11 protein-coding genes and 1 tRNA gene are annotated in these 14000 nt (G+C 52.8%); 6 read left to right on the top strand and 6 right to left on the bottom strand.

Annotation, left to right across the window (positions count from 1 at the left end; all coding sequences use genetic code 11):
- Window positions 1-20: 20 nt before the first annotated feature.
- Both F7P81_RS02750 and F7P81_RS02745 read left to right on the top strand, forming a co-directional pair.
- The gene (locus F7P81_RS02750; RefSeq protein WP_151158481.1) at window positions 21-1049 is read left to right on the top strand and encodes a methionine synthase; all 1029 of its coding nucleotides are present in this window, start codon (window positions 21-23) and stop codon (window positions 1047-1049) included.
- A gap of 321 nt (window positions 1050-1370) precedes the next feature.
- Window positions 1371-1871: a flavin reductase gene (locus F7P81_RS02745; RefSeq protein WP_022711055.1), complete on the top strand. Its 501-nt coding sequence runs from the start codon at window positions 1371-1373 to the stop codon at window positions 1869-1871.
- Window positions 1872-2113: 242 nt separating this feature from the next.
- Here the strand turns inward: F7P81_RS02745 and F7P81_RS02740 are convergent.
- Window positions 2114-2189 (bottom strand) — tRNA-Thr (locus F7P81_RS02740).
- 221 nt (window positions 2190-2410) lie between these two features.
- Window positions 2411-3376 (bottom strand): NAD(P)H-dependent flavin oxidoreductase, encoded by a 966-nt coding sequence (locus F7P81_RS02735; protein ID WP_151158480.1) that lies wholly within the window; start codon window positions 3374-3376, stop codon window positions 2411-2413.
- Between the two features lie 397 nt (window positions 3377-3773).
- Here F7P81_RS02735 and F7P81_RS02730 point away from each other — a divergent pair, with 397 nt between their 5' ends.
- Window positions 3774-4790, top strand: coding sequence for a hypothetical protein (locus F7P81_RS02730; protein ID WP_151158479.1), 1017 nt, complete (start codon window positions 3774-3776; stop codon window positions 4788-4790).
- On the opposite strand, the gene F7P81_RS02725 is transcribed toward F7P81_RS02730, so the two are convergent.
- Both F7P81_RS02725 and F7P81_RS02720 read right to left on the bottom strand, forming a co-directional pair.
- Entirely contained in the window at window positions 4791-6413 is a 1623-nt protein-coding gene (locus F7P81_RS02725; protein ID WP_151158478.1) for a cisplatin damage response ATP-dependent DNA ligase, read from the bottom strand.
- A complete protein-coding gene (locus F7P81_RS02720) occupies window positions 6410-7426 on the bottom strand; it encodes a ligase-associated DNA damage response exonuclease (RefSeq protein ID WP_151158477.1) in 1017 nt (338 codons plus the stop codon). Before F7P81_RS02720 ends, F7P81_RS02725 begins: the two co-directional genes overlap by 4 nt.
- A 192-nt stretch (window positions 7427-7618) precedes the next feature.
- Between F7P81_RS02720 and F7P81_RS02715 the strand changes: the two genes are divergently transcribed.
- From F7P81_RS02715 to pdeM, 3 genes are all read left to right on the top strand, one after another.
- Window positions 7619-8587, top strand: coding sequence for a class I SAM-dependent methyltransferase (locus tag F7P81_RS02715; RefSeq protein ID WP_151158476.1), 969 nt, complete (start codon window positions 7619-7621; stop codon window positions 8585-8587).
- Between the two features lie 105 nt (window positions 8588-8692).
- The gene (locus F7P81_RS02710) at window positions 8693-11221 is read left to right on the top strand and encodes a ligase-associated DNA damage response DEXH box helicase (protein ID WP_151158475.1); all 2529 of its coding nucleotides are present in this window, start codon (window positions 8693-8695) and stop codon (window positions 11219-11221) included.
- On the top strand, window positions 11218-11928 hold the full coding sequence (pdeM, locus tag F7P81_RS02705) for a ligase-associated DNA damage response endonuclease PdeM (RefSeq protein WP_151158474.1): 711 nt from the start codon (window positions 11218-11220) through the stop codon (window positions 11926-11928). The genes F7P81_RS02710 and pdeM overlap by 4 nt, the downstream gene beginning before the upstream one ends.
- A gap of 105 nt (window positions 11929-12033) precedes the next feature.
- Here the strand turns inward: pdeM and F7P81_RS02700 are convergent, their stop codons facing one another.
- Window positions 12034-12888 (bottom strand): TIGR02186 family protein, encoded by an 855-nt coding sequence (locus tag F7P81_RS02700; RefSeq protein ID WP_022711092.1) that lies wholly within the window; start codon window positions 12886-12888, stop codon window positions 12034-12036.
- Window position 12889: 1 nt separating this feature from the next.
- Window positions 12890-13810 (bottom strand): sulfite exporter TauE/SafE family protein, encoded by a 921-nt coding sequence (locus tag F7P81_RS02695; RefSeq protein WP_022711093.1) that lies wholly within the window; start codon window positions 13808-13810, stop codon window positions 12890-12892.
- Window positions 13811-14000: the final 190 nt, after the last annotated feature.

Genomic DNA, 14000 nt, shown 5'->3' with positions numbered 1-14000 from the left:
CGAAACAGAGGTCACCTATCTTGAAAACACTTCTCCCTACATCGACCGCAGGCAGCCTGCCTAAACCCTCTTGGCTCGCCCAGCCTGAAAAACTCTGGTCGCCATGGAAACTGCAGAACGAGGAATTACTGGAAGGCAAGCGGGATGCCTTGCGGCTGTCACTGGCCGACCAGCAACATGCAGGTATTGATATCGTCAGCGATGGCGAACAGACACGTCAGCATTTCGTGACGACTTTCATCGAACATCTCGACGGCGTGGATTTCGAGAAGCGCGAGACCGTGCGAATCCGCAACCGCTACGATGCGAGCGTACCGACTGTCGTCGGGGCTGTGTCACGCCAGAAACCGGTTTTCGTCGAGGACGCGAGGTTTTTGCGTCAGCATACCACACAGCCGATCAAATGGGCCCTGCCGGGTCCCATGACCATGATCGATACTCTCTATGATGCCCACTACAAGAGCCGCGAAAAGCTGGCTTGGGAATTCGCCAAAATCCTTAACGAGGAAGCCAGAGAGCTGGAGGCTGCTGGTGTCGACATCATCCAGTTCGACGAGCCTGCCTTTAACGTCTTCTTTGATGAGGTGAATGACTGGGGCGTCGCCACGCTGGAGCGCGCAATCGAAGGTCTCAAATGTGAGACTGCCGTGCATATTTGCTACGGCTACGGCATTAAAGCCAATACGGATTGGAAGAGTACGCTTGGTTCAGAGTGGCGGCAATACGAGGAATCATTCCCCAAGCTGCAGCAATCCAGCATCGGCATGATCTCGCTGGAATGTAAGAACTCCCACGTCCCGATGGATCTGATTGAGCTTATCCGCGGCAAGAAGGTGATGGTCGGCGCCATCGATGTGGCATCCAACACCATTGAGACGCCTGAGGAAGTTGCTCAAACGCTTCGAAAAGCGCTTCAATTTGTTGATGCTGACAAGCTTTATCCGTGCACCAATTGCGGCATGGCTCCGCTCTCCCGGCCCATCGCTATGGGTAAGCTTCAGGCCTTGAGCGCGGGCGCAGAAATCGTCCGCAGAGAACTCACTGCCTAGAGCATAACTCCTTAAACCTGGAGCAGTTTAAGGTAAAATTATGCTCTAATTTTAAAGTGTTAGAGCGAGTTTTGTGTGCCAAGTCTGGCACACAGCGCTCTAGCGCTGCAAGCAATGTCTCGCGTTCAGTAACAAATACGCGGTTTCACGAAATCTGCACTCCGGAATTGGCCGTTAAAGCATTTCACAGTCAAGTTGGATCAACTTGACGCCCGTGATAATGCGACCAAATAAAGAATCTAGAGCGAGCGCTATGATCCAATCCGGACGTAAAACGCTCTAGCGGCCAGCTCCCACACTTCAACCCGATACGGGGACCGAATGGATATATTTGATCAACCTCTGGAAATCGTGGACAGGGCGGCATTCCGCAATGGCATGTCGCGGCTCGGCTCAGCCGTAAGCGTCGTCACCACTGTTTTTGGCGGCAAGCGCTACGGTTTTACCGCCTCGGCAGTCTGCAGCGTCAGCGACACTCCGGCAACGCTTCTCGTCTGTATCAATCGGACAAGCTCGTGTTTTCCGGCTTTTGACAACGCGCGCCATTTCTGCGTGAACACGTTGACGCCGGGTCAGGAGGAGATCTCGGATGTCTTTGGCGGCAAGACGCCAGTTGCGGATCGGTTTGTGTTTGGCGAATGGGAAAAAGGTCTCACGGGTGTGCCGGTACTGGCCGACGCATCGGTAAGTTTCGAGTGCGAGCTCACCAATGCCATTGAGCAGGCGACGCACCGCGTCTTCTTCGGGCGGGTCATCAATATTCGTGAGAACGACGAAAAGGCAACGCTATTTTACTGCAGACGACGCTATTTCGGGGGCTAAAGAACCGTCTCGACACTGTATCGTCGTGCTAATGGTTCTTGGCTTTCAGGGTATGACAAAAACCACTGTAATGGCCGCAATGCGGGCGGTGCGTACCATGCGCCACCTTTCAAGGGAACCTTGCTGTGGGCTTACCAATTCACGCTACAAGGCGATTTATAGTTTCCCTAACAATTACGGATAATCCCTGATTGCTGGATTAATTTTAGAGTATTGAAATATAAAGCAACCTATTGATTTTATGGTGCCGCTTACGTGACTCGAACACGTGACCCCATCATTACGAATGATGTGCTCTACCAACTGAGCTAAAGCGGCAGGGAGATGCTCCCGCACAGAACGCGATAATTTTATGCAGTCTGTTCGGGCGCGTGATAGCGAAATCTCATTCTGATTGCAAGGCGCAAAAGCAAAAAGAAGCGGTTTCCGTTATGCCATTCTCGAAGTTTAAAACTCCCTGATAAAATGAACAAGATTGTTTATTCTGTCAGGGAGTAAATCTCAGCTATAGTACTGTTTTCTGAAGCGAATTGACGATTTTATTGAGCCTGGCAAAGCGCGGATTTCGCCTCTTTATATTGCTCAATCCAGCGTTCCACCAACTCTCCGGCGGGCAGCACTTCTTTGACTGCGCTGATCCCCTGACCGCAACCCCAGATATCTTTCCAGGCTTTGGCGCCGGTGGTGGCTTTATGGAAGTCCATTTTGCTTGGATCAGCCTCCGGTAAGTGATCGGGATCCATTCCTGCGGCTTCAATGGACGGGCGCAAATAATTTCCATGAATGCCGGTAAAATAATTGGAATAGACAATATCTTTCGCGCTGGATTGCACGATCATGTCCTTATAGGCATCAACAGCATTGGCCTCCTTGGTCGCAATAAAAGGTGAGCCGATGTAAGAAAGATCCGCGCCCATTGCTTGTGCTGCGAGAATGGCACGGCCACTTGAAATGGCGCCGGACAGAGCGACGGGGCCGTCAAACCATTCGCGGATTTCAGCAATCAGCGCGAAAGGGGACAGTGTTCCCGCATGGCCACCGGCACCGGCGGCGACAGCAATCAGTCCGTCCGCGCCTTTGCGGATGGCTGAATTGGCGTGGCGGTTATTGATAACATCATGCAGAACAATCCCGCCATAGGAGTGAATTGCAGCATTCACTTCCGGCACTGCGCCGAGAGAGGAAATAACAACCGGAACCTTATATTTGACACATAATTCCAGATCCTGTTGCAGACGCAGATTGGAGCGGTGCACAATCTGGTTGACGGCAAAAGGGGCTGCGGGCCGGTCAGGATTTTCCTGATTATATTGCTGAAGTCCTTCGGTAATCTCTGCCAGCCACTCATCCAGCTGTGTGGCGGTGCGTGCATTCAGCGCCGGAAATGCACCGACGATGCCGCTTTTGCACTGCGCCATAACCAGTGCAGGATTGGCGATGATGAAAAGCGGCGCACCGATTGCCGGTAAGCGCAGATTGTTTTTGAGAATATCCGGTAGAGCCATGTCGCAGTCCCGTAATTGACGTAAACGTAAACGGTATATTGCTGATAAGGATTGCAGGATGTCAAAGGCAAAATATAAAAAACCGCATCATTTTAGTTCAGTAAAGCTTGGCGGTTGACTTATATGTAATATTTACTGTGGAATATGCAGAATGAACATGTTTATGCCATGCCGGCAATTTTACTAAAGATGCGCCGGTGCGGCATATTTCGGAAATAGAGGTTTTTTGCACAAATAGTCTTTGTGGAACAATATGTTAAGATCGTATATAATCTTTTTATATCCCCGTGATAGTTAGGATTTCATAAGACTTAAAAATAAGTTAATGCGTTGGTCTGCTTATTCGTGCATCAATAAGAGTAACAGCGCATCAAGCCGGTAGTAGGAAGGGACAATTTTGCAGGGCATCGAAAGTGCAATACGCAACGCTTTGACCAAAGCGGATTCGTCTGATCCGGCTATGCGCCAGCGGATTTATGAATCCGTCTGGAGCGCGCATGAACGCGCTATGGCCGCGAATGCCCAGCTTTCAGACCCGCAACGTGCTGAGCGGCGCGAGAGGCTGAAGGCCGCAATTTCCCATATCGAACAGGAAATGCGCGCGAATGCGAACCGTGTTTCTGATGAGGAAATGCTTGCTCCTGCGCCGCAATATGATGGCGGATTGGGTGTTCCTGATCTTGATCATAGTGATGTACGCTCTGAGGGTAAGGGCTCCCGTAAGCGTAAAAGCAAAGCGGAGGCCGAGCCTGATCTGGGTTATGAACAGGGGCTCAGCCAACCTGCAAAACCTAAAAAACGCAAAAAATCCCGTATTTTCTCTCTGGCGCTGCCATTGGCATTTTTGGTGACTGCCGGTTTGATCGGCTGGTCGCTCTATAATAGTTTTGTCACCATCGGGCCGGTAGGAAACGCACCGCTTTCGCAATCCGGCAATGCCGGTCCTGCGATGCAGGGTAATGAGGCTGACAGCAAAGACTGGGTGACGATTTTTACTCCTGCACAGCCGGATCGTATTTCTGTTCAGGGAAAAGCTACCGCTGAAATCGGCGGTTCCGGCAATGCCCGTTATGTCCGTATTAAATCGCCGACTGCAACAGATACGGCCAGTTTTGACATTGGTCAGGGTGTGCTGGATCAGCTTGAAGGCAAGCAGGCGACATTTGAAGTCATGGTGCGCAGTGACGACGGCGGAACCGTGCAAATGTCTGTCAGTTGCGATCTGGGCTCTCTGGGCGATTGCGGACGCAAGCGCTATGATGTGACAGACCAGCAAAGCAGTTTGCTGTTTGATCTTCCGGTTCCTGAAGTATCGTCGGCAAACAGTTCCGGTCGTCTTGTCCTGACCAGTGATATTAACGGCACCGGCAAAAGCGTCGATATTTATACAATCCGGGTTAAAACCGTAGAATAATCAATTATCCGGCAGTAGCTGCATCAGATTTTGTATAATATCGGCCTCTGCAGGTGGTTTGTCCCAGCGCAGTCTGGAAATGCGCGGAAAGCGCATAGCCAGTCCTGATTTATGACGTGTGGAGCGGTTAAGCCCTTCAAAGGCGACTTCCACAACAAGCCCGTGCTGCCGGTCTGCCCTGACAGCCCGTACAGGCCCGAAACGCTGAATTGTATTCTCCCGTACAAAACGGTCGAGCTGTTTCATTTCCTCATCGGAAAAGCCGGAATAGGCTTTGCCGACGGGGAGCAGTTGTGCCTGTTCACTGGCATCAGACCAGACTGCAAATGTAAAATCCGAATAATAGCTTGAACGCTTGCCATGACCGCGCTGGGCGTAAATGAGAACCGCGTCGATAATATAGGGATCGCGTTTCCATTTATACCACGGGCCTTTTGGTCGCCCTGCACTGTAAACGCTGTCCGTACGTTTGAGCATCAGCCCTTCAATCACGGCATGCGGCGGGTGGTTGCGCAGGTGCCGCAGCTCGGCAAATGTCCGAAAGGAGAGCAGGGGAGAAAGATCAAAATAAGACGGATCAAGCTCTTTGATAAAGTCTTCAAGATGCTGCCTTCTTTGCGCAAAAGGCAGATTGCGCAAATCCGATCCGGTGAGGCGGTTGCCGCGATGCAGCAGATCATAGACACGGATGAAGGCAGGATAATCCTGCAATTGACGGGCAGTGACAGTTTTACGGTTCAGCCTTTGCTGCAAGGCATTGAAAGAGGCAGGCTCTGTTTTGCCGTCTGCATGGCGGATCAGCAATTCTCCGTCAATGGCGCCTTCAAAACGGATGGCTGAGACAATATCGGGAAAAGCATGGGTAATGTCATCACCGCTGCGGGAATAGAGCTTTTTGACCCCGTTTTCACTGACAGCCTGTACGCGGATACCATCCCATTTCCATTCTGCAGCAAAATCCTCCGGTGTGAGTTTCTCTGTTTCAACCTCATCCAGCGGTGTTGCCAGCATGACGGGACGGAACGGTGCCGGATTATCATTGTCTGGTTTGCTGCTGCTGCCGTCGAGCCAGCTGAACAGGCTGAGATAGGGCGGGGTCAGCCCGTGCCACAATTCCTCAATTTCGCTGAGTTCAACCTGACCGAAATCCGCAAGTGCCTGCTTTGCCAGCCTTGCGGAAACACCGATCCGTAAGCCGCCGGTGACGAGCTTCAAAAGAGCATATCGCTCAGAGACATCAAGCGCATCCAGCAAAGTCTCAACCAGTTGCGGCGCGGCATTGCGCGATGTTTGCTGGAGTGTTGTGATAACAGTGCCGAGGGACAAGTCATTGACCGGCTGCACATTATCGGCAGCAGGCCAGATCAGAGAAATCGTTTCCGCGAGATCGCCGACATAATCATAGGAATAGGCGAATAACTCACTGTCGACGCGTGTCATGGTCAGTGCACGCAACAGTGCGGGTTTTACACTGTTCAGCTCAAGTGTACCTGCCAGCGCGGCCAGTGCATAGCCGCGGTCAGGATCAGGTTGCGCACGGAAATACTCGGTCAGCAATAGCAGCTTTTCATTACGGCGCGGCGTGAGCACCAGCCTGTCGAGCAATGCGGCAAAGGCTTTCATATGTCAGCCTCATCTTCATAACCGACGAGATGCAATGGTTTCGCTGCAATGGAGTTGAGAGTGCACCAGCGTACCAGAGCTTCTTCGCGCCCGTGTGTCACCCAGACCTGCGAAGGGGAGAGTTCCGTGATTGTATCGGTCAGCTCATCCCAGTCGCAATGGTCGGAAAGGATCAGTGGCAATTCAATGCCGGATTGTTTGGCTCTCTGGTGGATGCGCATCCAGCCGGAAGCATAACAACTCACAGGATCAGGAAACCGTCTTGACCAGCGGTCAGCCATTGCAGCGGGCGGGGCAATAATCAGGCTGCCCGCGAAATCTGTTTTTTGATGTGTTGTTTCTGAAGTGGCAGGACGGAGTTCTCCGAGGGCAACACCCTGAGATTGGTAATATTGGCAAAGCTTTTCCAAGGCGCCATGCAGATAGATGGGGGCATCATAACCGGCCTGACGCAGCAGGCTGATGACCCGCTGTGCCTTGCCAAGCGCATAGGCACCGACAATATGGCTGCGCTCGGGCAAAAGCTGTAAGGATTGCAGCAGCTTGGTAATTTCATCGCTTGGCCGCGGATGCCGGAAAACCGGCAGGCCGAAAGTAGCCTCGGTAATGAATACATCGCAGGCCACGGGTTCAAACGGTGCGCAGGTTTTGTCCGCAACACGTTTATAATCGCCGGAGGCGACAATTCTGGTTCCTTGATATTCCACTGCAATTTGTGCGGAGCCCAATACATGACCCGCCGGATAAAAGGTGACTGTAACGCCCTTGATATTGAGCGGTTTTCCGTAATCAGCGATCTGACTGGTGCGCGCATAATGCTCGCCAAACCGGATGCGCATAATATCCAGCGTCTGGCTTGTAGCCAGCACATGATTACTGCCTGCACGGGCATGATCGGCATGGCCATGGGTAATCAGCGCGCGGTCAACCGGTCGCACCGGATCGATATAGAAATCACCGGCCGGACAATAGAGCCCCTCGGGGGCAGGGTGCAGCAGCTCTTCGGGACGCATGGAAATAACATAGTCCGGACGCAGCATTAAACAAGACTATAGCCGGTGCGGATCGATGCGGCCGTCTGTTTGCAGTGAGCACTAAAATTGAACCCGCATTGGCTGTGTGAAATCCGTTCGGGTTTCAAAAAATATCTTGTCAAATGCCCCGCATCACTGCATATCGCGTGCTCTGCAACAAATGCGGTAAGAATGGCGCGGGCATTTTTCTCTTCCGGTGATCTGATAGCGGATCGCCGTGCTCATTATGCGGTCATGATGTCTGAGGCGGGAGACCATTCCGCAGCAGCCGACCTGATGCGCCAATCGCTTGATTATCTGACATCCCAGTTCCGGCAATGGCCTGCGGGTCTGTTTATGCTCAGCGAAATGCATGAAAATGCGGGCGAAACAGATGAAGCTGTGGCTCTCTGGCGACAGCTGCTGAAGCTTGATCCTGAAGACCGTTTTGGCGCGGCGCTGAAACTGGCACAATGCGGCCTTGGTGAAACACCGGATGCGGCACCGCCTGCCTATATTGAGGCACTGTTTGATGCCTATGCGCCGGATTTCGAGGAATCTCTGGTCGATAAGCTGCAATATTGCGGGCCGCAAAAAATGGCGGAACTGATTACCAGACATTTTCCGGAGCGCAGCTACCAGCATGTGCTGGATCTGGGCTGCGGCACCGGTCTGATGGGAGAGGAAATCCATCAGCGCAGCGGTTTGCTGAGCGGTGCGGATCTCTCAGAAGCCATGCTGAAAAAGGCGGATGAGAAGCAAATTTATACAAGGCTGATTAAGGCAGATGTAAACCAGTGCCGCAAGACGGATCTGGTCGATGAGGCTCTGCCACAACCGGATATGATCCTTGCTGCCGATGTGTTTATCTATATCGGTCAGCTGGAGCGCGCTTTCGCTCTGGCAGCGGAATGTTTACGGAGAGGAGGGGTGTTTGCCTTCTCGGTGGAAACACATGACCGGTCTGAAGCGCAGAGTTCAGACGGTTCATGTGATAATATGATTTTGCAGCCGTCTTTACGTTTTACCCATTCTGCCCGCTATATCGAAAATTTATTACAAGTCAGTCGTTTTGAATTACTGGATTATCAGCGCATTGCTCTGCGTCTTGATCGCGGAGAATATCTCGATGGCTATGTCTTTCTTGCCCAAAAATGCTGAGCCGGTACGGTTTCGGCTTTCTGTTGTCTGAACAGAGATCAATCCGTGACGCTTTAAGCACAAACGGGACTTCACACCTGTCGGGATGCACCCTACATTCACCCTGTGAAACCAATATCCGCTGCCGATAAATCTTCCGGTCAAGATGTTCTGCCCGCTGTCTTTGTACAGTGGTTTGCGGATAAGGGCTGGCAGCTGCGCCAGCACCAGCGTGAGTTGCTGGAGCGCAGTCTGGCGGGGCAGTCCACATTGCTGATTGCACCCACAGGAGCCGGTAAAACACTGGCCGGTTTTTTGCCTGCACTGACTGATCTGACATTGCGTGCGCAGAGCGGTGCGCGTAATCAGCTGCGCCGTTCCGGTATTCACACGCTTTATATTTCGCCACTCAAAGCGCTGGCTGTTGATATTGAACGCAATCTGGCGAAGCCGGTTGCAGAAATGGCACTGCCGGTAACTATTGAAACCCGCACAGGGGATACGCCTGCCCATAAAAGGCAGCGGCAGAAACTGGCACCGCCGGATATATTGCTCACCACACCGGAGCAACTGGCTCTGTTACTGGCGGGCAAAGATGCGGCAGATTTCTTTGCGGATTTGCGTTTTGTAATTTTTGATGAGCTGCATGCGCTGGTCACTTCAAAACGCGGGCAGTTGCTGGCACTGGGGCTGGCACGGCTGCGCAATCTTGCACCGCAGATGCAGACAATCGGCCTGTCGGCAACAGTGGCAGAGCCGGATGATCTGCGTCGCTGGCTGGTTGCGCAGGGCGATACTCCTGCACTTGCCGGACTGGTTACTGTGCAGGGCGGGGCAAAGCCGGAGATCAGCATATTACAATCCGGCGAGCGGATACCATGGGCCGGTCACAGTGCCGGCTATGCACTCGGCGATGTCTATGAACTGATCCGGCAATTCCGCACGACATTGATTTTCGTGAATACCAGATCGCAGGCAGAGCGGATTTTTCAGGAGCTCTGGCGTATCAATGAGCTGACCTTGCCGATTGGCCTGCATCACGGTTCGCTGGATGCCACACAGCGCCGTCGTGTAGAGGAGGCAATGTCCCGCAATGCTCTGCGCGCAGTTGTGGCAACCTCGACCCTTGATCTTGGGATTGACTGGGGTGATGTCGATCTGGTTATCCATATTGGTGCGCCGAAAGGTGCCAGCAGACTGGCACAGCGTATCGGGCGCTCCAATCACCGTATGGATGAGCCAAGCCGCGCGGTTCTGGTGCCTGCAAACCGTTTTGAAGTGCTGGAATGCAATGCGGCGCTGGTGGCCAATGTGGAAGGGGTGCAGGATACACCGCCTCTGGCCGACGGGGCTCTGGATGTGCTGGCGCAGCATATACTCGGCATGGCCTGTGCCGAACCGTTTCATGCGGATGTGCTCTACGCGGAAATATGTTCGGCAGCACCCTATCAGCATTTATCGCACTATCAGTTTGACCGTGTGCTGGATTTTGTGGCAACCGGTGGCTATGCGCTGCGTGTCTATGAGCGGTTTGCAAAAATCCGCCCGATGCCGGACGGGCGCTGGCGTGTCAGTAATGGCAAAGTCGCACAACAATATCGCCTCAATATCGGTACGATTGTTGAAGCACCGGAACTGAATATCCGCATGATCCGTAAGGGGCGCAAACTTGCAGGAAGTGCTGCCAGCCCCATGCGCGGCGGGCGTATATTAGGGCGTATTGAAGAGTATTTTCTCGAAACGCTGACACAAGGCGATACGTTCTTTTTTGCAGGTCAGACTGTGCGATTTGAAGGTATCCGCGACAATGAATGTCTGGTGTCGCAGGCCTCCGGCGAGGATGCGAAAGTGCCGGTCTATGCGGGCGGTAAATTTCCGCTCTCAACTTATCTGGCCTCGGAAGTCCGTGCGATGCTGGCGGATGACAAAAGCTGGCAGCAATTGCCGGATCAGGTGCGTGACTGGCTGCAATTGCAGCGTGACCGTTCCCTGCTGCCGGCACAGAATGAATTGCTGGTCGAAACTTTTCCGCGTCAGAACCGGTTTTATATGGTGTGCTATCCGTTTGAAGGCAGGCTGGCGCATCAGACATTGGGGATGTTGCTGACGCGGCGGCTGGATCGGGCAGGTGCACGGCCGCTGGGATTTGTGGCAACGGATTATTCGCTGGGGCTGTGGGCGGCACGTGATCTGAATGCGATGATGGAAGGTGGTGAATTATCGCTGGATACATTGTTCGATCAGGATATGCTCGGCGATGATCTGGAGGCATGGCTGGATGAAAGCTATCTGCTGAAACGTACTTTTCGCAATTGTGCGCTGATTTCCGGCATGATTGAACGGCGTCATCCGGGGAAGGAAAAGACCGGCAGGCAGCTGACGATTTCCACGGATCTGATCTATGATGTGTTGCGCAGCCACGAGCCGGATCACATTTTACTGCAGGCTACACGGGCAGAGGCAGCAGCGGGGCTGCTGGACATTGCCCGTCTCGGAACAATGTTGCAGCGTGTACGCGATCACATTGTTCATCGTAACCTGCCGCATATTTCGCCTTTGGCATTGCCTGTGATGCTGGAAATCGGCAAAGAACGGGTTGCCGGAACAGATGACGATTTGCTGGAAGACATGACCCGTGAGGCACTGGAAAATTGACAAGTGTGATTAAGCAGGCGCATCAGGGCGGCGCGGATATTCTCATCAATGATACGCTGTGCCATCTCGATCCGCGCGGGGTATTATACTTGCCGTCATACCGGACGCTGGTGGTGTCTGATCTGCATCTGGAAAAAGGGTCATTCTTTGCTAAGCGCGGCATGATGCTGCCGCCTTATGATACGCTGGCCACATTAGCGCTGCTCAAGACCATCATTGATGATTATCAGCCGTCTTGTGTCATCAGTCTCGGAGACAGTTTTCACGATTGTCAGGGGGCATCGCGACTGGCGGATGAGGCATCCAGTCTGCTTCGTCAGATGATGAAAAGCCGCCAATGGTTATGGATTGAAGGCAATCACGATCCGGTGCATCCGGCGGGGCTCGAAGGGGAGTCCATGGCGCAATTCAGGCTGGGCGGTCTGATCTTCAGGCATGAGCCGCTTGCGGGTGATAATGCCGGTGAGGTGGCCGGTCATTTGCACCCCGCAGCAAAGATTATCCGGCAGGGGCGCAGCGTGCGGCGCTCTTGTTTTGTCAATAATGGCCATCGCCTGATTATGCCGGCATTCGGTACCTATACGGGTAGCCTTAATGTGCTGGATAAGGCATTCCGCGGGCTGTTTGATGTGAGTGGTTTTGACGTGCATTTGCGCAGTGAAACGCGGATATTCACTGTGCATCCGCGTTTTTTGCGACCAGATTAATTAGAGCGGTTTACGTCCAGATTGGATCATAGCGCTCGCTCTAAATTCTTTATTTGGTCGCATTATCACTGCCGTCAAGTTGATCCAACTTGACTGTGAAATGCTCTAGTCTTTACGGAACAACAATTGTCCGAGCCAGCCTGTGAGACCGGCGAGAAAAACGGCAAACAGACCATAGGCAAGACTATATTGATGCGCGGCCTCAAAAATCTGCTGTTCGAGACCGGCTTTGACAATATTGAGATGGGTATTGGCTTCCCCAATGAATACGCCATGGCGGAACAGCAAAGCGCGGGCTTTGTGCCGCCCGACCGGCACATTGGTTGAAAGTGCCAGTGTTGCGCGGAACAAGGTCTGCGAAACAAATTCGACCGAGCCGACTTTCTGGCTGTAAAGTCCCTGACGGGATTTCAGATCGCGCAACTCCTGCCCGAAGCGCATAGCATTCGGATCTGTCAGCGTGCCATATTCAGGGTTCAGCGCGAAATAATTGACGCCGAGCGAAAGCTGGCGATAGGTTTTCTCATCGGTAATATCCTGCAGCGGTCGCGTGGATGCCAGAGAATAGGAAAGCGGCACAGATGTGAATGTTTCTGAATCCGCATTAACCCATACGCCGAGATAACGTGACTTTTCACGCACGACGAGATTACGCTGCGGGCCTTCCAGCACCACGATAATATCGTAGCGTCCTTGCCTGCGGATCAGCGGATCGGCATTATCCAGCGCGCCGAAAATTGTCAGATTGGTGCCGCTGAAATTGGATGCAATGGCAATCGTTTCTGTCGAAAGGCCGATCTCAATTGTTTCCGGCAATTGCTGCGGATCTTGCAGATTGGTGACCGCGGCCATTTCCTGTCCGCGCTCTTTTATCCGTGTCGCGGCATTACCGCTCTGGAGCGGTACCAGTGCGGAGAGCAAAACAGTTGCGAGTAAGCTTTTGCGGATGATCTGTTTCATCTTACTCATCCGCAAAGCCGATTGAGAAAAGATTATCCGGCTGAATGAACAGGCCGAAAGCCAGTCGCAGAGCAACGGCAAGAACCAGCAATGCCAGCAGCATACGCAATTGTTCACCGCGCAATTTGCGTCCTGCTCGTGCGCCGTATTGTGCGCCGATCACACCGCCGACCATCAGCAAAAAGGCCAGTACAATATCAACCGTATGGTTGTTGGTTGCTTGCATCACCGTTGTGAATGCGGTCACAAAAGTGATCTGAAACAGCGATGTACCAACAACCACATTGGTCGGAACGCGCAGCAGATAAATCAGCGCCGGAACCATGATAAAACCGCCGCCGACACCCATAACGGATGAGAGCAGGCCGATACAAAAGCCGATGGCCAGTACCGGAATAATACTGACATAGATCATCGAGGCGCGGAAACGCGCCTTGAACGGCATACGGTGAATCCAGTTATGTTGCCCCGAGCGGCGGACATCCGGTGCTTTGCCGTCTTTGTTGCGGCGCAGGGTGCGCCAGCTTTCAACGGCCATCAGCCCACCGACAGAGCCGAGAAAGACCACATAAAGCAGGGAGATAATCAGATCGAGCTGACCCAGATCACGCAACAGCGAAAATATGTAAATACCGACCAGAGAACCGACAAGACCGCCGATCACCAGCAATATGCCAAGCTTGAAATCCAGCGTCCGGCGTTTGAAATGCGTAAGCGCGCCCGAAACGGAGGAGGCGATAACCTGATTGGCACCGGTAGCAACAGCAATAGCGGGCGGAATATTGTAGAAGATCAGCAGAGGAGTAATCAGAAATCCGCCGCCAACGCCGAACAGACCTGACAAAAAGCCGACAGCCGCCCCCATGCCGAGAAGAACCAGCATGTTGACTGAAATTTCTGCTATTGGCAGATAAATACCCACGACCCACTACCATTATTATGACACTGCCGGAGATTGAAATCTGTATCCCTTTATCCGGTGTACAGCTAAGCTCCCCGCAGAGTTCTCCCGAAAATAATACCCGGCCTATCGTCAGACTTTGCAGCTTTTCGATGGCGGCGGGCGGTTATTCTTCGTGACCTGACAGAATTCTGAGTTTAACCGCCATTTG

It is taken from the genome of Pseudochrobactrum saccharolyticum, assembly GCF_008801715.1.
Taxonomy (GTDB): Bacteria; Pseudomonadota; Alphaproteobacteria; order Rhizobiales; family Rhizobiaceae; genus Pseudochrobactrum; species Pseudochrobactrum saccharolyticum.
The sequence above is the reverse complement of the archived record's forward strand: the minus strand, read 5'-3'. Positions and strand labels throughout refer to the sequence as shown.